Raw genomic sequence first — 19742 nt, 5'->3', positions numbered from 1 at the left:
CCCAGTGCCTGGGGGCACCTCCCAGGCCCTTGAGGCACTGGGGGAGGCACGATTGCCCGCAGCTGAGTAGGACGCGGCTGGGCAGCGCCCCGTAAGGGGCGCGGGGCTCTATTTGATTTGCGGCTCCGCCGCGTGGGCGCGATCAGCCCCCGCGCGCCCGCAGCCGAAGTGCTCTCACAACCCCTGCGCGTAGGAGAAGAACCGCTTCGGGTCGTACTGCGACTTCACCTTGCCCAGACGCGTCGCCGCATCCCCGTAGTACGCCTTCTTCCAGCCGGCCAGCGTCGGGTCCGTGTAGTTCTGGTAGGCCGCGCCGGAGGCGTACGGCTTCATCGCCGTGTGCGCCCCGTTCAGCCACGTCTGGCCCGTACCGCCGGAGCCGCCCGCTCCCCACGACACTATGTACTGCGCCAGCATCCGCGAGCGCCGGTGCACGAACGCCGTCGCCGTCGGGGAGACCCGGTTCACCGCACCGCCGAGCGCCGTGAAGGTGATGCTGCCGGCGCCGCCGCGCACCGCGCCGATCTGCTTCAGGGCCGTCTGGATGCCGGCCGCCGAGAGCGAGCGGTCGAAGAAGTCGGAGCGGGCCGCGTAGGTCTCGCGGCCCAGCTTGCCCGCCGTGGAGCGGCCCGGCGTGGAGCCGGGCAGGTGGCACTGGGCCTGGGTGGAGAAGGAGGAGCAGCCGGCGTAGATCTCCATCGCCTCCTCGTAGCCGTGGCGGCGCAGCGAGACGGAGGAGGCGTTGGCGCCTGCCTGGTGGGCGAGGGCGTCCACCGCGTTCTGGAGTTCGCCGTAGGTGCCCATCGAGAAGCAGGCCACCGCGATGCGGGGCGTGCCGCCGGAGCCCTCCAGGTGGAGGGAGGACCAGATCTCGTCCGGCTGGGAGGGGCCCCACTCCTGCCAGGCCCTGAAGACCTGCGCCGCCTTCGCCCAGGGCCAGGTCAGGTACGCGGTCACGGCCTGCGGGGTGGGGTGGGTCCTGAACTGGAGCTCGGTCACGACGCCGAAGTTGCCGTTGCCGGCCCCGCGCAGCGCCCAGAAGAGGTCCTTGTTGGTGGTCGCGTTGGCGACCACCTGCGTGCCGTCCGCCGTGATCAGCGTCGCCTGGGTGAGGCTGTCGCAGGTCAGGCCGTACGCGCGGGACGCGACCCCGTGGCCGCCGCCGAGCACCAGGCCGGAAACACCCACGGTGGGGCAGGAGCCCGCCGGGATGGTCACGCCCTTGGCCGCGAGGCCGCGGTAGACGTCGATCAGCTTGGAGCCGGCGCCGACGACCGCCGTGCCGCCGCTGACCCGGATGCGGTTGAGCTTGGAGACGTCGAGGATCAGGCGGCCGTCGCCCGAGGAGTAGCCCGCGTAGGAGTGGCCGCCGTTGCGGATCGCGATCTTCAGCCCGTGGGCCTGGGCGTACGACAGTGTGGTGCGGATGTCGTCCGCGTGGGCCACGTACGCCACCGCGGACGGCTTCAGTCCGTCGAAGCGGGTGTTGTAGAGCTGGTGGGCCGTGGTCCAGCCGCCGTCGCCGGGGCGGACCAGGGTGCCGTCCAGGGCGTGGGCCAGGGCGGTCCAGTTGGCCGCGGCCGCTGCGCTGGTGGTCTTCAGCGCCGTACGAGAGGATGTGGACGCGAGTGGCGCGCCGGTGGTGTGGGACGCGGAGGCGCCGCCGGAGCTGCACCCCGTCAGTGCGGTCGCCGTGAGGGCGGCCGCCCCGCCCGATATGAAGGTACGCCGTTCCATGCCCGTGCCTTTCGTCGGCTTTCGTGGGACGAGACGGCGTCCGTCGCACACGGGTTCCCGTGCGGTGTAACGAACGCTGTGACGCCGTAACGGCTGTGATGGCGAACGGCGAATAAATGTTCGCGTAACCCGGCGGTCGGAACCGGGGTGTGCCCTCACTGTGAGCGTTCCGTGACCTAACCGGGTCGACGGCAGGGGTTCACCCTCCGTTTACCTATGGCCATCGGTGGCTTCACCTGTTCTGCCTAATTTCGGCCGTACCCGATGCGGTGAGCGGTCCTAAATGCCCAGTCAGGAGGCCCTCACCTCATCGCTACTACTTCGCACGCCGCCGAAGGTGGCGCCTCTGGAAGGAACCCCCGAAAGTGAAGCTTCAGCGCAAGAACCGGCTGCGCGCCCTGTCTCTCGGTGCTGTCGCTGTCTCCGGCGCCCTGGCCCTGACGGCGTGCGGCTCGGACGACAACGGTGGCGGCAGCGGTTCGAGCACCTCCTCGGCCTCCGCGAACGCCAGCTCCATCAAGTGCGACGACGCCAAGGGCCAGCTGCTCGCCGACGGCTCCTCCGCGCAGAAGAACGCGATCGACGCCTGGGTGAAGGCCTTCTCCCAGGCCTGCGGTGTGCAGATCAACTACAAGGGCTCCGGCTCCGGCGCCGGTGTGACCGCCTTCACGCAGGGCCAGGTCGCCTTCGCCGGTTCCGACTCCGCGCTGAAGCCGGAAGAGGTCACCGCCTCCAAGAAGGTCTGCTCCGGCGGCCAGGGCATCGACCTCCCGATGGTCGGCGGCCCGATCGCCCTCGGTTACAACGTCCCGGGTGTCGACAACCTGGTCCTGGACGCGCCGACGATCGCCAAGATCTTCGACAGCAAGATCACCAAGTGGAACGACGCCGCGATCAAGAAGCTGAACCCCGACGCGAAGCTCCCCGACCTCAAGATCCAGGCGTTCCACCGCTCGGACGAGTCGGGTACGACGGACAACTTCACCAAGTACCTGATCGCCGCCACCCCGGACAACTGGAAGTACTCCGGCGGTAAGGCCTGGCAGGCCAAGGGCGGCCAGTCCGCTCCGCAGTCCGCGGGTGTCGCCCAGCAGGTCAAGCAGACCTCCGGCGCCATCGGCTACTTCGAGCTCTCCTACGTCGCGGACGGCGTCAAGGCCGTCTCCATCGACACGGGTGCCAGCAAGCCGGTCGCCCCGTCCACCGAGTCCGCCACCGCCGACATCGCGGCCGCCAAGGTCGTCGGCACCGGCAAGGACCTGGCGCTGCAGCTGGACTACAAGACCAAGGCCGAGGGTGCGTACCCGATGACCCTGGTCACGTACGAGATCGTCTGCGACAAGGGCAACAAGGCCGACACCCTCCCGGCGACCAAGGCGTTCCTGCGCTACATCGCCTCCGAGGACGGCCAGAAGGTCCTCTCCACGATCGACTACGCCCCCGTTCCCGACGAGATCATCGCCAAGGTCCGCACCACCATCGAGGGCCTGAGCTAAAGATCCGCGAGTGCGGCCGAGTTCCGTGAGGAGCCCGGCCGCACCGTCCGGTGCACCGCCGCCCGGAGCCGTACGCCCACAAGCCGGGGTGTGCGGCTCCTCCGAGCCGCCCCTCAGGACGGCTCCGCAGACCGGAGAACCCGATGGACATATCCACGCAGACGACAGACGCATCTCCCCCCACCCCACAGCCCGGCACGGCCGAGCAGAAGCGCAACGCCCGCGGTGCCACCCGGGCAGGTGACCGGGTCTTCCTCGGTCTCTCCCGCGGATCCGGCATCCTGCTGCTGGTGATCATGGCCGCGATCGCGGTCTTCCTCACCTACCGTGCCGCCCTCGCGATCAGCCGCGACCACGGCAACTTCCTCACCACTTTCGAGTGGAACACCAACCTCGTCCCGCCGACCTTCGGCATCGCGGTCCTGGCCTTCGGCACGGTCGTCTCCTCGATCATCGCCATGGCCATCGCCGTCCCGATCGCCGTCGCGATCGCGCTGTTCATCACGCACTACTCGCCGCGCAGGCTCGGCGGCACCATCGGCTTCGTGATCGACCTGCTCGCCGCGGTGCCGTCCATCGTGTACGGCCTGTGGGGCGCGCTGGTCCTGGTACCGCACATGACCGGCCTGTTCGGCTGGCTCGACAAGTACTTCGGCTGGACCGGGATCTTCTCCTGGGACGGCGGTGCCCCCCGCTCGATGCTGACCGTCGGCGTCCTGCTCGCGATCATGATCCTGCCGATCATCACCAACGTGAGCCGCGAGGTCTTCCGCCAGGTCCCGCAGATGCACGAGGAAGCGGCACTCGCTCTCGGCGCCACGCGCTGGGAGGTCATCCGCATGTCGGTGCTGCCCTTCGGCCGCTCCGGCGTGATCTCCGCCTCGATGCTCGGCCTCGGCCGTGCGCTCGGCGAGACGATGGCCGTCGCCACCGTGCTCTCCCCGGACTTCGACATCCACGCCAGCCTGCTCAACCCGGGCGGCGGCACCTTCGCCCAGAACATCGCCAGCAAGTTCAGCGAGGCGACCGCGGACGGCCGTGACGCGCTGATCGCGTCCGGTCTGGTCCTGTTCGTCATCACCCTGCTGGTCAACGGCGCGGCCCGCATCATCATCCAGCGCCGCGCGGAGTACTCGGGGGCCAACGCATGAGCACCGCAGCAGTCAAGCGCCCCAGCACCCTGCAAGGCGCCACCCTCCCCAAGTGGTCCCCCTACGCCATCGTCGGCGGGTCCATCGTCCTCGGCGTGGTCATCGGCCTCGTCGGCGGCCTGGACAGCAAGATCCAGTGGGGCCTGATCGCCGCCCTCCTCTACGTCTTCGGCACCTACGGCATCGCCGCCCGGGTCGAGGGCCGCCGCCAGGCGAAGGACCGGGTCGCGACCTCGCTGGTGTGGGTCGCCTTCATCGTCGCCGTGATCCCGCTGGTCTCCCTGATCTGGGTGACCATCTCGCGCGGTGTGAAGGTCCTGGACTTCTACTTCCTCAGCCACTCCATGGGTGTGGTCGCCGACTCCGAGGCCGGCGGCGGTGCCTACGCCGCGATCATCGGCTCGTTGGAGCAGGTCGGCCTCGCCACCCTGATCGGTGCCCCGATCGGCATCCTCACCGCGATCTACCTCGTCGAGTACGGCCGCGGCCGGCTCGCCAAGGCGGTCACCTTCTTCGTGGACGTGATGACGGGCATCCCGTCGATCGTCGCGGGTCTGTTCATCCTCAGCCTCATGCTGATCTTCGACATGGAGCCCTTCGGTTTCGCCGGATCCCTGGCCCTGGCCATCCTGATGATGCCGGTCGTGGTCCGCTCCACCGAGGAGATGCTCAAGCTCGTCCCCAACGAGCTGCGCGAGGCCTCACTGGCCCTGGGCGTGCCGAAGTGGCGCACGATCCTGAAGGTGGTCCTGCCGACCTCCATCGGCGGTATCACCACCGGTGTCATGCTGGCCATCGCCCGTATCGCGGGTGAGACCGCCCCGGTCCTGCTGCTGGTGTTCGGCAACCCGTTCATCAACAACAACCCCTTCGAGGGTGCACAGTCGTCGCTGCCGCTGTTCATCTACCAGCAGTACGCGAACAGCGCGGGTGCCAACGCCGCGTACGACCGTGCCTGGGCGGCGTCGCTCACGCTGATCGCCTTTGTGATGATCCTGAACCTGGTGGCCCGCGGCATCGCCCGCTGGAAGGCCCCGAAGACCGGTCGCTAAGCATTGATGTGCGGCTACCGCCGCGTGGGGCCTACCGCGACCCCCGGACTCTGGAAGTGAAGAAGTAATGTCCAAGCGAATCGACGTAAGCGGGCTCACCGCCTACTACGGCTCCCACAAGGCCATCGAAGACATCTCGATGAACATAGAGCCGCGCACCGTCACGGCGTTCATCGGCCCCTCCGGCTGCGGCAAGTCGACGTTCCTGCGCACGCTCAACCGCATGCACGAGGTCACCCCCGGCGGCCGCGTCGAGGGCAAGGTCCTCCTCGACGACGAGAACCTCTACGGCGCCGGCATCGACCCGGTGTCGGTGCGCCGCGAGATCGGCATGGTGTTCCAGCGTCCGAACCCCTTCCCCACGATGTCGATCTTCGACAACGTGGCCGCGGGTCTGAAGCTGAACGGCAACTACAAGAAGAGCCAGCTCAACGACATCGTCGAGAAGTCGCTCAAGGGTGCGAACCTCTGGAACGAGGTCAAGGACCGCCTGAACAGGCCGGGCTCCGGCCTCTCCGGTGGTCAGCAGCAGCGTCTGTGCATCGCCCGCGCGATCGCGGTCGAGCCGAAGGTGCTGCTCATGGACGAGCCCTGCTCCGCCCTCGACCCGATCTCCACCCTCGCCATCGAGGACCTGATCGGTGAGCTCAAGGAGCGCTTCACGATCGTCATCGTGACGCACAACATGCAGCAGGCCGCGCGTGTCTCCGACCGCACCGCCTTCTTCAACCTGGCCGCCGTCGGCCAGCCCGGCCGGCTGATCGAGATCGACGACACGGAGCGCATCTTCTCCAACCCGTCGGTCCAGGCGACCGAGGACTACATCTCCGGCCGCTTCGGCTAGACCCTTCGGCCAGGCCCTTCGGCCAGGCCGGAACCGACCCCTCGCGGTGTTGCATGGCGGTGCCACCGCGAGGATGCAAAAGGGCCCGCCCCTGGCTCCCGGGGGCGGGCCCGTCCGCATGTCCGGCGGCGGGGCGGTGTTCACACCCTGTGGACGGGGAAGACGACCGGTTCCGCTCCCGGCCCCAGCAGCTCGTCCACAGCCTGTTGGACCGCCCGCGGGCCGGTCAGCCCCATGGTCTGCGCCAGCCGCCGCCAGGTCACCGCGTCCGGGCGGCCGCCGGTTCCGCCCGGGTGCGGCCGCCCAGGCGCAGGCCTGTCGACGCAGGCGTGCGGCACCAGGGCGAGCGGCTCGTCCGCCGCGACGAACCGGACCACCGAGGCCGCACTCCGGTCCACCGGCGCGATCTCCCCGTCCGGAAAGGTCGCCACGTTCCCCTCGAAGCCCAGCGCCCCCGCGCAGACCAGCGCCAGAGCGTCCGAGCAGTCGTGCACGACACACGTGCCGAACTCCCGCGCGACGTCCTCCTCGACCCGCGTCCCCTCGGCCGAGGTCAGCCCGGACACGAACGCCCAGTAGTCCCCGGCCGACCCGGACCCCACCAGACAGACGGTGAAGTCCTCCAGCGGCGCGAGCAGCGCCTGCACGGCGTCCCCGGCGGGGCCGGGCGGCAGCAACCGCACCGCCGACCCGCAGGAACACCGGAACGGCCCGCCGACGGACACCACCTCGACAACCGGGTCGCCGAGCTCCCGCCGGAGCGCGGCCAGCACGTCGAGGACGGCCGCGGTCGGCAGCTCGTGATCCACCAGCACCAGCTCGACGGGCGCCGCGTACGCCGCCCGGACCCAGGCCAGGTCCTGCGGGAGCGCGCCGAGCAGAGCGGGGGTGAGGCGTACGACACCCTCCTCGCCGCCGGCCGGCTCGCGCACGGCCCGGCCCTCGTCGCCGACGAGCACGACGGTCGACACCCGCTCCGCCGCGCCCGGCCGCCGCGCCATCGCCGAGGCCACGAAGTCCCCGAGGCCGTTGCCGGCCATGACATGAATCGTCCCTGCCCTCAGACCCACCGAAGCCTCACTGGTCCCGTTCCGGAGCCGCACCGGGCGTACGACCTCCCGCCAGTCATGATCACACCGAAAGGCGAGGATGGAGGGTGAAGGCGGGGGTGGCGGGCGCGGCTGCTAGAGGAAAGCCAGGTCCACCAGGCCGAACGCCGCCGCCGCCACCAGTGCCGCCGCCGGCATCGTGATGAACCAGCCCAGGACGATGTTCTTGGCCACGCCCCAGCGGACCGCGTTCACGCGCTTCGTCGCGCCGACGCCCATGATGGCCGAGGTGATGACGTGGGTCGTGGAGACCGGCGCCTTGAAGAGGTACGCCGTGGTGAACATGATCGAGGCCCCCGTCGCCTCGGCCGCGAAGCCCTGCGGGGGGTCCAGCTCGATGATCTTGCGGCCCAGTGTGCGCATGATGCGCCAGCCGCCGGCGTAGGTGCCGAGGGAGAGCATCACGGCGCAGGCGATCTTGACCCAGGCCGGGATCGGGTCGCCGTACGTCTCATGGCCGGAAATCACCAGTGCCATGACGACGACGCCCATCGTCTTCTGGGCGTCCTGGAGGCCGTGGCCGAGGGCCATGCCGGCCGCGGAGACGGTCTGGGCGATACGGAAGCCGCGCTTGGCCTTGTGCGGGTTGGCGCGGCGGAAGATCCACATGATGGCCGTCATGACCAGGTAGCCGAGGACCAGGCCGACCACCGGCGACAGGAACATCGGGATGATGACCTTGTCGACGACGCCGTTCCAGAGGACCTCCGTGCCGCCCGCCAGGGCCGCGCCCACCAGGCCGCCGAACAGGGCGTGGGAGGAGGACGAGGGCAGACCGAAGTACCAGGTGACGAGGTTCCAGACGATCGCGCCGACCAGCGCCGCGAACAGGATGCCCATGCCCCTGGAGCCCTCGGGCGTCTCGATCAGGCCCTCGCTGACGGTCTTGGCGACCCCGGTGCCGAAGAACGCGCCGGCCATGTTCATCACCGCGGCCATGGCGAGAGCCGCCCGCGGGGTGAGCGCCCGCGTCGACACGGACGTCGCGATCGCGTTCGCCGAGTCGTGGAAGCCGTTCGTGTACGTGAAGAAGAGCGCGACCAGAATGGTCACGACGAGCGCGAAGGTGTCCATCGACGCCTCAGGACTCCTTGACGGCGATGGTCTCCACCGTGTTCGCCACGTGCTCGAACGCGTCCGCCGCCTCTTCCAGGACGTCCACGATCTGCTTGAGCTTCAGCACCTCGATCGCCTCGTACTTGCCGTTGAAGAGGTGCGCGAGGAGTTTGCGGTGGATCTGGTCGGCCTGGTTCTCCAGCCGGTTGACCTCGATCCAGTACTCGGTGAGGTTCTCCATCGTGCGCAGGTTGGGCATCGCCTCGGCCGTCAGGTCGGCGGCGCGCGCCAGCACCTCGATCTGCTGCTCGACGCCCTTCGGCAGCTCCTCCACGTTGTAGAGGACGACCAGGTCGACGGCCTCCTCCATGAAGTCCATGATGTCGTCGAGGGACGAGGCGAGGTTGTAGATGTCCTCGCGGTCGAAGGGCGTGATGAAGGAGGAGTTCAGCTGGTGGAAGATCGCGTGCGTGGCGTCGTCACCCGCGTGTTCCGCTGCCCGCATACGCTCTGCGATCTCGGCCCGGGCGGACGGGTCCGCCCCGAGCAGTTCCATCAGGAGTTTCGAGCCCGTGACGATGTTGTCCGCGGACGCGGCGAACATGTCGTAGAAGCTCGTCTCCCTGGGGGTCAGACGAAAGCGCACTTGGGGTCCTCGGTATGCATGGGTTTCGGTCAGGCTGATGCTAGGCGCATCATCCGGCCACGGCTATCGGGCCGCCCACCAGTGTCGCCCATCGGGCGTGGTGATCAGTACGGGGGCGTCCCGAGGGCCCTATACCCAGCAAAGTTCGTTACCATATACCCACTAGGGGTATATGTCTCGACGATGCGGAGGACGCGATGACGACCACCGAGGCCGGCGCCACGGCACCCTCCGGGAGCGGGGCTCCGGCGACCACGCACGGCTACCACAAGCAGAAGGGCGAACACCTCAAACGGCTGCGCCGGATCGAGGGCCAGATCCGCGGGCTGCAGCGGATGGTCGACGAGGACACCTACTGCATCGACATACTCACCCAGGTCTCCGCCTCCACCAAGGCCCTGCAGTCCTTCGCCCTGCAACTGCTGGAGGAACACCTGCGGCACTGCGTCGCCGACGCCGCCGTCAAGGGTGGTGCGGAGATCGACGCGAAGGTGGAAGAGGCCACCCAGGCCATCGCCCGGCTGCTGCGTACCTGAACCGGCGTACCTGAACCCGCGGACCCGAACCGGCGTACCTGAACCGGCGGACCTGAACCCGCGGACCGGACCTGCGGGCCTGACCTGCACTTGGCCGAAGTCAGTCGTCCTCGCGCTCCTCGGCCACGCGCAGCACCTCGTCGATGCTCTCCAGGCTGAGCCGTTCCTCGGCGGCCGACGCCGCGATGATCAGCTCTCCGCACAGCTCGATCTCGGCGAGGGCCACGTGGTCCTGAACTGCCGTACCGCCGACCGGAGCCACGTGCATCACCTCTTCTCTGCCGTCACCGACTTCCTAGAGTAGGGAGCGGTCTACACAACGCGCATGGCACGGACGGGCTAGTTCACAGGTTGTACGGAGCCGGTCCCGGACTAGTGCGCTGGCTGGTTTTCGGCGATCCGGCCCGCGTAGATGTCCCGGGAACGCGGCAACTTTACGTCCACCGGAGTGCCGAAGTCGTACAGCAGGGTCGTCGAGGCGACCGCGACCGTGCCCTGGCTGCTGTCGTTGACGAAACTGAACCGCTGCCGCAGCTTGCGGATCCGGCCCTGGTCGTCGAGGTACGCGTCGAACGGAACCTCGGCCGTGGCGAACCCCTTCGCTGCGGCGGCGAGGGCCGGCCGGTTGCCGGCGGACGCGGCGCGGGCGGCGGCCGCGAGGTCGGCGGTGCCCCGGTAGTGCCGGACCTCGACCCCGGCGACCTCGGTCTTGCCCAGGTAGGCCGCGGTGCGGGTGCCGAGGAGCAGCTCGGCCGCGGCGAACGGGTCGGTCGCGCCGCCGGTGACCAGGTTGCCGTCGGAGAGGCTCGCGGTCTCCACGCGGACCCATTTGTCGGCGGGTACCCCGGCGCCCCTGTTCTTCATGAACAGCGCGCCCGGCGCGAGGAGTTCGGTGATCGGGCGGTGCTCGGGGGTGCCGGCGGGGTCCTGCGGGAGTACGACCGTGAGTTCGCCGAGCTGGTCGCGGAAGTCGTAGCGGCCCTTGCCGCGGATGGTGACCCGGGTGCCGCCGGTCGCCATCTCCATCGACGTCGTCGCCCTGGAGGTGGCGGCGGCGCGCAGGGTGTCCGCCGCACGCTTCAGGACGGCGACCGTGGTGTCGCCGGGGTCGCCACCCGCGCCTTCGGCGGTGGCACCGCCGCAGGCGGTGGCGCATGCGCCGAGGCCGACCATGAGCCCTACGGTGACGGCCGTCTTTCCAGCGCGCCTGTGCTGCCGCCGATCCATCGCCTGCCTACCCCCAGCCGGTACGTCCGTCACGGGCCCCCTGTCGTTCCGCTTAACGAGGGGTGGGTGGGGCCGTCACGCATACCGGCCGTTTACCGAGTGTGGGTAACGTTGTCGGGGTGGCGGAAAAGAACGCTTGCGGGCGGGGCGTCGGGGCCCAGGAGCACGATACGACCCTGATCGAGCACGGGCCGTTCTGCTACTCCCGGTGCACGTGCGGGTGGCGGGGCCCGGCGCGCAGGGCTCGAAGCCTCGCGCGTACGGATGGGGCCGGGCATGTGGCTGTAGGTGGCTGAGGTGGCGCGTCGGCCGCGGGCCGACGGGGGGCTGGTCGCGCCCGCGCGGCAACAGCCGCATATCGAATACGGCCCCGCGCCCCTAGGTTTCTTGCCCTAGGGGGAGTTGTGCAGCGAGGCCAGTAGTTCGTCCACCAGTTCGGCGTCTCTTGGCTGGGTCAGGCGCTGTCGGGCCTGTGGTGGGCGGAGCCAGAGGATTCTGTCCACCTCGTGGTTCGGGGTGAAGTGGCCCTCTCCTGCTTCTCCCGCCCAGTAACGGACTTGCTTGGGGCGGTCGTTGGCGTAGTAGAAGGCCGTGGAGAGTTCGCTGCCGACGTGCGCTGTGTAGCCGGTCTCCTCCGCGACCTCGCGCAGGGCGCCCGTGATCGCGTCCTCGCCGTGCTTGAGCTTGCCCTTCGGGTGGGACCAGTCGTCGTACTTGGGGCGGTGGACGAGGCAGACCTCCAGGTCCCCGTCCACCGGTGAGCGGCGCCACAGGACGCAGCCGGCCGCCAGGACCGGGGTGTCGTTCACACCGCCTCCAGCCGCTGTTTCTGCCACGCCTGCTGGAACGCGAACCGGGCCGCCTCCACCTCGTGCCGCTGGTCGGCGTGGAGGACGCCGAGGGCGTAGGCGGTCGCCGGGGCGATACGCGGGGTGCGGGCGGCGGCCGCCGCGGCCGCCGCCGCTTCGGAGGCGTCGCGGTGCCGGTTCAGGGCCTGGCCCGCCGAGAACAGCCGTACGTCCACGGGCGCGCCCTGGCCGCACAGCACCTCACGGGCGTAGCGGTGCAGGCGCAGGAGGAGGCGGACCTGGTGCCAGGGGCCGTCCTGGGGGTGTGGGGCCGGGTCCGGGGACAGGCCGTGGACCAGGGCCTCCGCGTTGTAGGGGTGGCCGGCGGTGACCAGGGGGAGGGCCGCGATGGCGTCGGTGAGGCGTTCCTCGGCCGCCGCGGCCAGGGGGCGCAGGTCGGCCGAGGGCGCCGCGGGGGTGAGCGGGACCTCGCTGGCCAGTACCGCGACCTTGTCGGCGACCGCGTGGAAGCGGGAGGAGCCGAGCGCCTGGAGGGCCGTGGAGTGGGCCCTGGTGCGGGCGAGGGTGAGCTGGCGGTCCAGCAGGGCGCCGGCCTTGGCCGCGCCGACGGTGAGGTTGCCGCGTTCGACCGGGGTCTCCGAAGTGGCCTGGCTCGGCAGGGTCGTCGAGCCGGAGAGCCGGTGGAGGGCCAGCAACAGGCGCTCCAGTCTTGCCTCGTAGGCGTGCTCAAGTCCCAACGTGCCCGACAGCCAGGCCAGTTCGGGGCGGATCTCTTCCGACCAGTCTGCCTCAAGGAGGGGGCGGAAGGTGTGCAGGCTGCCGCTGATGCGCCGGGCTGAGCGGCGCAGCGCGCGGGCCGCGTCGACGGACTCCTCCGCCGCGCTCGCCGTCCCGGTCTCCCGGTGCAGGCGCAGCGCGCGGAGGAACTCCGTGGCCTGGGTGCGCAGGTAGCCCGCGAGGGCGTCCCCGGTCACCACCCGGGCCGTCGGGTCCGTCGGTTCAAGGTGTTGCTGTGCCACGCCGGCGCCTCCGGGCGTCTATGAGCATCTCCTGGATGTTGCGCAGGGGCTGTCCGTCCGCGTCGGTCGCGTGCCGGGTCCACTCGCCGTCCGCACCCAGGTGCCAGGAGGAGGTGGAGTCGGACATACCGGTTTCGAACAGCCGGGTGAGCGCGGCCCGGTGGGCCGGGTCGGTGACCCGGACCAGGGCCTCTATCCGGCGGTCGAGGTTGCGGTGCATCATGTCGGCGCTGCCTATCCACACCTCGGGTTCGCCGCCGTTGCCGAAGGCGAAGACCCGGGAGTGTTCCAGGAAGCGGCCGAGGATCGAGCGGACCCGGACGTTCTCCGACAGGCCCGTGACGCCCGGCCGGATCGCGCAGATGCCGCGGACCCAGATGTCGACCGGTACGCCCGCCATGGACGCGCGGTACAGGGCGTCGATGATCGCCTCGTCGACCATCGAGTTGACCTTGATGCGGATGAACGCGGGACGGCCGGCCCGGTGGTGCTGTACTTCCTTGTTGATCCGCGCGATCAGTCCGTCGCGCAGCGACTTGGGTGCCACCAGCAGGCGGCGGTAGGTCTCCCGGCGTGAGTAGCCGGAGAGCCGGTTGAACAGGTCGGACAGGTCCGCGCCGACCTGGGTGTCGGCGGTGAGCAGGCCGAGGTCCTCGTAGAGCCGTGCCGTCTTCGGGTGGTAGTTGCCGGTGCCCACGTGGCAGTAGCGGCGGAGCGTCTCGCCCTCCTGGCGGACCACCAGGGACAGCTTGCAGTGCGTCTTCAGGCCGACCAGGCCGTAGACGACGTGGCAGCCGGCCTCTTCCAGGCGCTTGGCCCACTTGATGTTGGCGTGTTCGTCGAAGCGGGCCTTGATCTCGACCAGGACGAGGACCTGTTTGCCGGCCTCGGCGGCGTCGATGAGCGCGTTGACGATCGGGGAGTCGCCGGAGGTCCGGTACAGGGTCTGCTTGATGGCGAGGACGTCCGGGTCCTCGGCGGCCTGCTCGATGAAGGCCTGCACGGAGGTGGAGAAGCTGTCGTACGGGTGGTGCAGCAGGACGTCCCGCTCGCGCAGGGCCGCGAAGATGTCGGGCGCGGACGCCGACTCGACCTCGGCGAGGTCACGGTGGGTGCCCGCGATGAACTTGCGGTACTTCAGCTCCGGCCGGTCCAGGCCGGAGATACGGAACAGGCCGGTCAGGTCGAGCGGGCCGGGCAGCGGATAGACCTCGGCCTCGGAGACCTTCAGCTCGCGGACCAGCAGGTCCAGGACCTCGCGGTCGATGGACTCCTCGACCTCCAGGCGCACCGGCGGGCCGAACCGGCGCCGCATGAGCTCCTTCTCCAGGGCCTGGAGCAGGTTCTCGGCGTCGTCCTCCTCGACCTCCAGGTCCTCGTTCCGGGTGAGGCGGAAGGCGTGGTGCTCCACGACCTCCATGCCCGGGAACAGCTCCTCCAGGTGGGCGCCGATGACGTCCTCGATGGGGACGTACCGGCCCGGGCTGCTCTCCAGGAAGCGGGACAGCGACGGCGGCACCTTGACCCGGGCGAAGTGCTTGTGTCCGCTCACCGGGTTGCGTACGACCACGGCCAGGTTCAGGGAGAGGCCGGAGATGTACGGGAAGGGGTGCGCCGGGTCGACCGCCAGCGGGGTCAGGACCGGGAAGATCTGGTGCCGGAAGAGCGTGAAGAGCCGCGCCTGCTCCTTCTCGGTCAGCTCGGCCCAGCGGACCAGGTGGATGCCCTCCTCCGCGAGCGCGGGGGCGATGTCCTCGTGGTAGCAGGCGGCGTGCCGGGCCATCAGCTCACGGGAGCGGGCCCAGATCATCTCCAGTACCTCGCGGGGCTGGAGGCCGGAGGCGGACCGGGTGGCCACGCCGGTGGCGATACGGCGCTTCAGCCCTGCCACCCGGACCATGAAGAACTCGTCCAGGTTGCTCGCGAAGATCGCCAGGAAGTTGGCCCGCTCCAGCAGTGGCGTGTTCGGGTCCTCGGCGAGTTCGAGCACCCGCTCGTTGAACGCGAGCCAGCTGCGCTCCCGGTCGAGGAAGCGTCCCTGGGGCAGTTGCGGCCCGTCGTACGGTGACTCCTCGTAGGCGTCGAGGTCGGCATCGATGTCGGGTTCGAGGTCGGAGACCGCGGCGGCCACGGTGTGCGGGCGGTGCGCGGCGATGGAGCCCACGGAGGGCTGTGCGTGCTGGACCTCGGCCGCCTGGGCGTTCTGCTGACTCATGACCCCATTCTTCCGCGCCCGGGGCGTCACGGGCGCGTCGGAACGGGCGGGTGGGAGCTGAGCGACCCCGTTTCCCGCGAACCCCTGACGGGGCGGCGAAGGCTCTGGCACGGCGGGCTTCATTCGCTGAGCGTCGCAAGCCAGCCTGAACCAATGGTTACGAAGACATGGCGTATGGGATAGCTGCGGGAGGCTCGCGGACGTCGAAGATCAGGCCGTGGTGCCTTTCGGGATCACGAAAGCGACGTTCCTGTACGACCTTCCCACGGATCCCGTACGCCCTTCCGCCGACGGAGGGACGCACGGATCCGACGGTTCCTCAACGGGTCCGGTGGCGCAAGAGGGAGAACGCGCCGACGGCGGCGGCCGCGGCAAGGGCGAGCACCATGGCGGTGGCCGTGAGGTGGAGGGCCCAGAAGCCGTGCAGGGGGCCGCGCAGCGGCTTCCACGCCGCGCGCAGATACAGCCTGACCACCAGGGTCACGGCGGCGGCCACGGCCAGCGCGGGCAGGGTGCGGCGCAGGGCAATCCCGGCGAGCGCGCCGACGGCGAGGCCGAGCAGCAGCAGGGCCGGCAGCAGCGGGCCGCGCGGGATGAAGACACGGTCCCAGGTCCAGTTGGTGACCAGGGCGCCCCGGTCCGAGGTCCACACCCAGCCATAGGCCAGCGCCAGCAGTCCGCCCCCGGCGAGCAGCGGTACGGCGGCGGCGATCAGCTTCCCGGTCAGCCAGCGGGTCGGGGAGACCGACTGGGTCCAGGCCAGCTTGGCGGTCCCGGACTCCAGCTCCCGGCCGATCAGCGCGGCGCCCGCCCAGGCGGCGACGACGACACCGGAGTAGCTGAGGACCTCGCCGAGGAAGTTGAAGAGGTTGTTGGCGTCCGTGAACACCGAGTAGGTGCAGGTGGGGAGGTTGCCGTCGGCGGAGTAGTGAAAGCCCAGGCAGGCCCGCTCGGCGGGCACCTCGGAAAGGTGCAGCCAGAGCAGCCAGCCCGTCACGAGCAGCCCGAACGCGGTCCAGACGAACAGGGCCGGGCGGTGCAGCCGGCGCAGGGAGCGGTGGACGGCCGCGGGCGCGGGGGCGGGGGCGGCGGGCAGGGCGGTCATCAGGCGGTGGTCTTTCCGGTCAGGCGGCGCAGCGCCAGGAAGCAGCCCAGGGTCAGCAGGGCCGTCACGGCGAGGAGCAGGGCGGTGGTGGTCAGCTGGAGCGGCCAGTAGTGCGAGGCGGGGTGGTAGTCGCCGTAGGGGACTCCGGCGTTCTTGCCCTCCCGCACCGTCCAGGAGCTGTTGGGGAGGGCGAAGAAGGCCTTTCCGGTGCTGGTCTTCGTCGGCCACAGGCGGGGCATGAGCAGCTGGGCGGCGACCCAGATCGCGCCGGTGAGGAGCAGGCCGAGGCCGAGGGCGGGCAGGGTGCGGCGGGACAGCAGGCCCGCCAGCGCGCCCGCCGCGAGGCCGCACAGGGCCAGGGCGACGAGGGTGGGGCCGTTGGTGTGGAAGGTCCAGACGTCGTACCACTGCTTGGCGGTGTCGACACGGCCGTTGCCCGCGGCCCAGGCCAGGTGGTGCAGCCAGACCAGCAGCGCGGTTCCGGCGGCGACGGCGGCGGCCGGTATCGCGAGCCGGACGGTCAGCCAGCGCACCGGGGTGCTGGACTGGGTCCAGGCCAGCCGGGCGGTGCCGGACTCCAGCTCCTTGCCGAACGCGCCGCCCGCCCAGCCGGCCGCGAGGAGGGGCAGCGCGGCCACGGCCAGGGTGGCGTAGGTGTACCAGTCCTTGTAGCGCAGGATCGCGTTCTGGTCGTACGAACACTTCGGCCAGTCCGAGCAGCCGTTGTACTGGCGCCAGGCGTCGGCCGCCGCGTCGGTCAGCGGGCCGTACAGGAGCAGGAGCAGGGCGGCGGTCACGAGGACGAGGGCCGCCCAGACGTACAGCGCGGGGCGGTGCAGGCGCAGCAGCCAGCGGGTGAGGCGCGGTCGGCCCGGTGCGGTCGGTGCGGTCATGGCGATGGTGGTCATACGGCGGCCTCCGCGGCGGTCAGGACCGGGGCTTCGGGGTTGCGAAGATGGGCGAGGACCAGCTCCTCCAGGGAGGGGGCGCCGGTGCGCCAGTCGGCGGGCAGCGGGCCCGCCGGGCGGATCAGGGCGCTGAGCTGCCGGCCGGTGGTCCGGGAGTCCACGACGGTGTGCGGGGTGAGGTCGGCGTCGGCGGTGGCGCCGACCCGGGTGTGGGCGGCGAGCAGGTCGTCGATCTCGCCGGCCAGCCGGACCCGGCCGCCGCCGATCAGCAGCAGGTGGTCGCAGGAGTCCTCCAGTTCGGCGACCACGTGCGAGGACATCGCGATGGTGGTGCCGTGCTGGGCGGCCTCCACCATCAGCAGGGCCATCAGCTCGTGCCGGGCCAGCGGGTCGAGGTCGGCCATCGGCTCGTCCAGGAGCAGCAGTTCGGGCCGCTTGCCGAGCGCCAGGGCGAGTGCGACACGGGTGCGCTGGCCGCCGGAGAGCGAACGGATACGGGACTTCGGGTCCAGAGCGCCGGCGGCCACGACGTGCTCGGCGGCGGCCGTGTCCCAGCGTTCCGGGTTGAGGTCGGCGCCCATCCGGAGCGTCTCGGCGACCGTGAGCTGCGGGTACAGCGGCTTGTCCTGGGCGACGTAACCGACCCGGCCGCGCGCCTCGGCCGGGGTGGTACCGAGGACGGTCAGCTCGCCCTCGGTCGGGCCCAGCAGGCCGGCGGCGAGGGCGAGGAGCGTGGACTTGCCCGCCCCGTTGGGGCCCACCACGGCACACACCCGGCCGGCGGGCAGCCGGAAGCTGCACTCGCGCAGCGCCCAGCCCCCGCGCCGGCCGAAGCGCTTGCCGAGCGCGGACGCCGCTATCGCGGTGTCGGTCATGAACTCTCTCCTTGCAGGTGCTTTTCGCGTACGGCGAAGTGCTTCTCGATGACGGCGGTGAAGAGTGCGGCCACGTCGTCCCGGTCCAGGCCGGACTCACGGGCCCGGAGGGCCCAGTCGTCCAGCTCCCCGTGCAGGGGGGACTCGGCCGAGGCGGTGCCCAGGGCGCGTTTCACGAACGTGCCGAGGCCGCGCCGGGCCTCCACCAGGCCCTCCCGCTCCAGCTCCCGGTAGGCCTTGAGCACGGTGTTGGGGTTGATGGCGGTGGCCTCGACCACCTCGCGGGCGGTGGGCAGCTTGTCCCCCGGCCGCAGATGGCCCAGCCGCAGGGCCTGCTTGGTCTGGTGGACGATCTGGACGTAGGTGGCGACGCCGGAGCGCCGGTCGATGCGGTACTCGACCACCCGTACAACCACCCTTTCACTAATTGAGTAGTGAAAGGGTGGTGCAAGGGTGGGCCGAAAGTCAATCCCGGAAGCTTTCCGGAACGAGCCCCGGAATCCGTGAACCGATCGGCCGGGCTCGTGCGATGAGGAGACGTGAGCGGAACGAGAAGCGACGGGGAACTGCTGCGGGCGATCGCGGCGGACTCCGACCGGCGCGCCTTCGAGGAGCTGTACCGGCGGTACGCGCCGTGGCTGACCGCGCGGCTGCGCGGCCGGTGCGCGGATCCCGCGGTGGTCGACGACGTCGTGCAGGAGACGTTCCTCGCGGTGTGGCGGGGGACCGCCCGCTACCACGAGGAGGGTGACGCCGCCGGCTGGCTGTGGCGGATCGGGTCGCGGCGGCTGGTCGACGCGCTGCGCGGCGACGGCGCCCGGGGCCGGCTGCGGCAGGCGCTGGCACGGCTGCGGCACCGGGACGAGGCCTCGGCGGAGGAACGCGTGCTCGCGGGGGTGGAGCACGGGGACCTCGCCGGGGCCCTGGTCCGGCTCTCGCCGGAGCTGCGGGCGGTGCTCCAGGCGACGGTGATCGACGGACTGACCACCCGGGAGGCCGCGGTCCTGCTCGGCATCCCGCCGGGGACGGTCAAGACACGGGCGATGCGGGCCCGCAAGCAGTTGCGGGAGGAGTTGGCATGACCTGGCATGTTGCCGAAGAGGATCTACGGGCCTACGCGCGCGGCGAGTTGGCGGCGCCGCTGCTGTGGTCGGCCGACGCCCACGTCGGCTCCTGCGCACTCTGCCGGGAGGCGCTCGCGGCGGTGTCCGACCCGGTCGCGCTGGACGCCGGCTGGGACCGCCTGGACGCCGAACTGGACGCGCCCCGGCCGGGGTTGGGCGAACGGCTGCTGACCCGCCTCGGTGTCGCCGAGCACACCGCACGGCTGCTCACCGCGACCCCGGTGCTGAGCCGCTCCTGGCTGGCGTCGGTCGCGTTCGTGCTGGCGGCGACGGTACTGGTGGTGCACGAGGTGGACGCCCCGGCCCTGTTCCTGGCGCTGGCCCCGCTGCTCCCGCTGGGCGCGGTGGCGCTGTCGTACGGACCGGCCCTCGACCCCGCCCACGAGATCGCCGCGGTCGCCCCGACGCACGGCTTCCGGCTGCTGATGATCCGCACGGTCGCCGCGCTGACCGCCTCCCTCGGTCTCAACTGCCTTGCCGCGCTGGCCCTCCCGGGCTACGGGCTGCTCGCCTTCGGCTGGCTGCTGCCCGCCCTCGCGCTCACCGCGGCCGGTCTCGCGCTCTCCGCCCGGCTGGGCCCGCTGCTCGGCCCCGGTCTGGTCGGCGGCGCCTGGACGCTGCTGATGGCGGTGGCCGCGCTGCACCCCGCGGACACGCCGGTCGCGTTCACGGCGGCGGGACAGTCGGTGGCCGCGGCACTGGCCGCGCTGGCGACCTTCCTGCTGCACCAGGCGCGCGACCGCTTCGACGCCAAGCCCTACTGACCCTCTGCCCCTCCGTCCCTCTGCCCTTCTGTCCTTCTGTCCTTCTGCCTTTCCGACCTGCTGAACCTG

At 70.7% G+C, this 19742-nt stretch carries 20 protein-coding genes; 7 read left to right on the top strand and 13 right to left on the bottom strand.

Annotated features, from left to right (window positions below; genetic code table 11):
- Positions 1-174: 174 nt before the first annotated feature.
- A complete protein-coding gene (locus tag AB0D59_RS06960; protein WP_362561687.1) occupies positions 175-1737 on the bottom strand; it encodes an FAD-dependent oxidoreductase in 1563 nt (520 codons plus the stop codon).
- A 365-nt stretch (positions 1738-2102) separates the two neighbouring features.
- Between AB0D59_RS06960 and pstS the strand changes: the two genes are divergently transcribed.
- The 4 genes from pstS (at position 2103) to pstB (ending at position 6280) form a co-directional block, all read left to right on the top strand.
- Positions 2103-3233, top strand: a complete 1131-nt coding sequence (pstS, locus tag AB0D59_RS06955) for a phosphate ABC transporter substrate-binding protein PstS (RefSeq protein ID WP_362561685.1) — start codon at positions 2103-2105, stop codon at positions 3231-3233.
- A gap of 143 nt (positions 3234-3376) precedes the next feature.
- Positions 3377-4384, top strand: a complete 1008-nt coding sequence (gene pstC / locus AB0D59_RS06950) for a phosphate ABC transporter permease subunit PstC (protein WP_362561683.1) — start codon at positions 3377-3379, stop codon at positions 4382-4384.
- Positions 4381-5436 (top strand): phosphate ABC transporter permease PstA, encoded by a 1056-nt coding sequence (gene pstA, locus AB0D59_RS06945; RefSeq protein ID WP_351747106.1) that lies wholly within the window; start codon positions 4381-4383, stop codon positions 5434-5436. Before pstC ends, pstA begins: the two co-directional genes overlap by 4 nt.
- A 67-nt stretch (positions 5437-5503) precedes the next feature.
- Positions 5504-6280: a phosphate ABC transporter ATP-binding protein PstB gene (gene pstB / locus AB0D59_RS06940; RefSeq protein WP_362561681.1), complete on the top strand. Its 777-nt coding sequence runs from the start codon at positions 5504-5506 to the stop codon at positions 6278-6280.
- 140 nt (positions 6281-6420) lie between these two features.
- Here pstB and AB0D59_RS06935 read toward each other — a convergent pair whose 3' ends face one another.
- The 3 genes from AB0D59_RS06935 to AB0D59_RS06925 form a co-directional block, all read right to left on the bottom strand.
- Entirely contained in the window at positions 6421-7320 is a 900-nt protein-coding gene (locus AB0D59_RS06935; protein WP_362561679.1) for a hypothetical protein, read from the bottom strand.
- Positions 7321-7464: 144 nt separating this feature from the next.
- Positions 7465-8463 (bottom strand): inorganic phosphate transporter, encoded by a 999-nt coding sequence (locus AB0D59_RS06930; RefSeq protein WP_351708840.1) that lies wholly within the window; start codon positions 8461-8463, stop codon positions 7465-7467.
- Positions 8464-8470: 7 nt separating this feature from the next.
- Positions 8471-9091 carry a DUF47 family protein gene (locus AB0D59_RS06925; RefSeq protein WP_351747099.1) on the bottom strand — a complete coding sequence of 207 codons (621 nt, stop codon included), beginning with the start codon at positions 9089-9091 and terminating at the stop codon, positions 8471-8473.
- Positions 9092-9288: 197 nt separating this feature from the next.
- On the opposite strand from AB0D59_RS06925, the gene AB0D59_RS06920 reads away from it, so the two are divergent.
- Positions 9289-9627 (top strand): metal-sensitive transcriptional regulator, encoded by a 339-nt coding sequence (locus AB0D59_RS06920; RefSeq protein ID WP_362561676.1) that lies wholly within the window; start codon positions 9289-9291, stop codon positions 9625-9627.
- 100 nt (positions 9628-9727) lie between these two features.
- Here AB0D59_RS06920 and AB0D59_RS06915 read toward each other — a convergent pair whose 3' ends face one another.
- The 9 genes from AB0D59_RS06915 to AB0D59_RS06875 form a co-directional block, all read right to left on the bottom strand.
- Positions 9728-9895 carry a hypothetical protein gene (locus tag AB0D59_RS06915; protein WP_362561673.1) on the bottom strand — a complete coding sequence of 56 codons (168 nt, stop codon included), beginning with the start codon at positions 9893-9895 and terminating at the stop codon, positions 9728-9730.
- 104 nt (positions 9896-9999) lie between these two features.
- The gene (locus AB0D59_RS06910; RefSeq protein ID WP_362561670.1) at positions 10000-10854 is read right to left on the bottom strand and encodes a hypothetical protein; all 855 of its coding nucleotides are present in this window, start codon (positions 10852-10854) and stop codon (positions 10000-10002) included.
- 392 nt (positions 10855-11246) lie between these two features.
- Entirely contained in the window at positions 11247-11663 is a 417-nt protein-coding gene (locus AB0D59_RS06905; protein WP_362561668.1) for an NUDIX hydrolase, read from the bottom strand.
- Positions 11660-12682 carry a CHAD domain-containing protein gene (locus AB0D59_RS06900; protein WP_362561665.1) on the bottom strand — a complete coding sequence of 341 codons (1023 nt, stop codon included), beginning with the start codon at positions 12680-12682 and terminating at the stop codon, positions 11660-11662. The genes AB0D59_RS06905 and AB0D59_RS06900 overlap by 4 nt, the downstream gene beginning before the upstream one ends.
- Positions 12663-15020, bottom strand: a complete 2358-nt coding sequence (locus tag AB0D59_RS06895; RefSeq protein WP_362561662.1) for an RNA degradosome polyphosphate kinase — start codon at positions 15018-15020, stop codon at positions 12663-12665. The genes AB0D59_RS06900 and AB0D59_RS06895 overlap by 20 nt, the downstream gene beginning before the upstream one ends.
- A 196-nt stretch (positions 15021-15216) precedes the next feature.
- Positions 15217-16002 carry a hypothetical protein gene (locus tag AB0D59_RS06890; RefSeq protein WP_362561659.1) on the bottom strand — a complete coding sequence of 262 codons (786 nt, stop codon included), beginning with the start codon at positions 16000-16002 and terminating at the stop codon, positions 15217-15219.
- Positions 16002-16910 carry an ABC transporter permease gene (locus tag AB0D59_RS06885; protein ID WP_362561657.1) on the bottom strand — a complete coding sequence of 303 codons (909 nt, stop codon included), beginning with the start codon at positions 16908-16910 and terminating at the stop codon, positions 16002-16004. The genes AB0D59_RS06890 and AB0D59_RS06885 overlap by 1 nt, the downstream gene beginning before the upstream one ends.
- Entirely contained in the window at positions 16907-17785 is an 879-nt protein-coding gene (locus tag AB0D59_RS06880; protein ID WP_362561655.1) for an ABC transporter ATP-binding protein, read from the bottom strand. The genes AB0D59_RS06885 and AB0D59_RS06880 overlap by 4 nt, the downstream gene beginning before the upstream one ends.
- Positions 17782-18189: a GntR family transcriptional regulator gene (locus tag AB0D59_RS06875; RefSeq protein ID WP_362561652.1), complete on the bottom strand. Its 408-nt coding sequence runs from the start codon at positions 18187-18189 to the stop codon at positions 17782-17784. Before AB0D59_RS06875 ends, AB0D59_RS06880 begins: the two co-directional genes overlap by 4 nt.
- A 135-nt stretch (positions 18190-18324) precedes the next feature.
- On the opposite strand from AB0D59_RS06875, the gene AB0D59_RS06870 reads away from it, so the two are divergent.
- Entirely contained in the window at positions 18325-18867 is a 543-nt protein-coding gene (locus AB0D59_RS06870; RefSeq protein ID WP_351708875.1) for an RNA polymerase sigma factor, read from the top strand.
- Positions 18864-19673, top strand: a complete 810-nt coding sequence (locus AB0D59_RS06865; RefSeq protein ID WP_362561650.1) for a zf-HC2 domain-containing protein — start codon at positions 18864-18866, stop codon at positions 19671-19673. Before AB0D59_RS06870 ends, AB0D59_RS06865 begins: the two co-directional genes overlap by 4 nt.
- Positions 19674-19742 lie beyond the last annotated feature (69 nt).

It is taken from the genome of Streptomyces sp. NPDC048417 (assembly GCF_040651615.1).
Lineage (GTDB): Bacteria > Actinomycetota > Actinomycetes > Streptomycetales > Streptomycetaceae > Streptomyces.
This window is presented reverse-complemented; position numbering and strand designations above follow the sequence as displayed.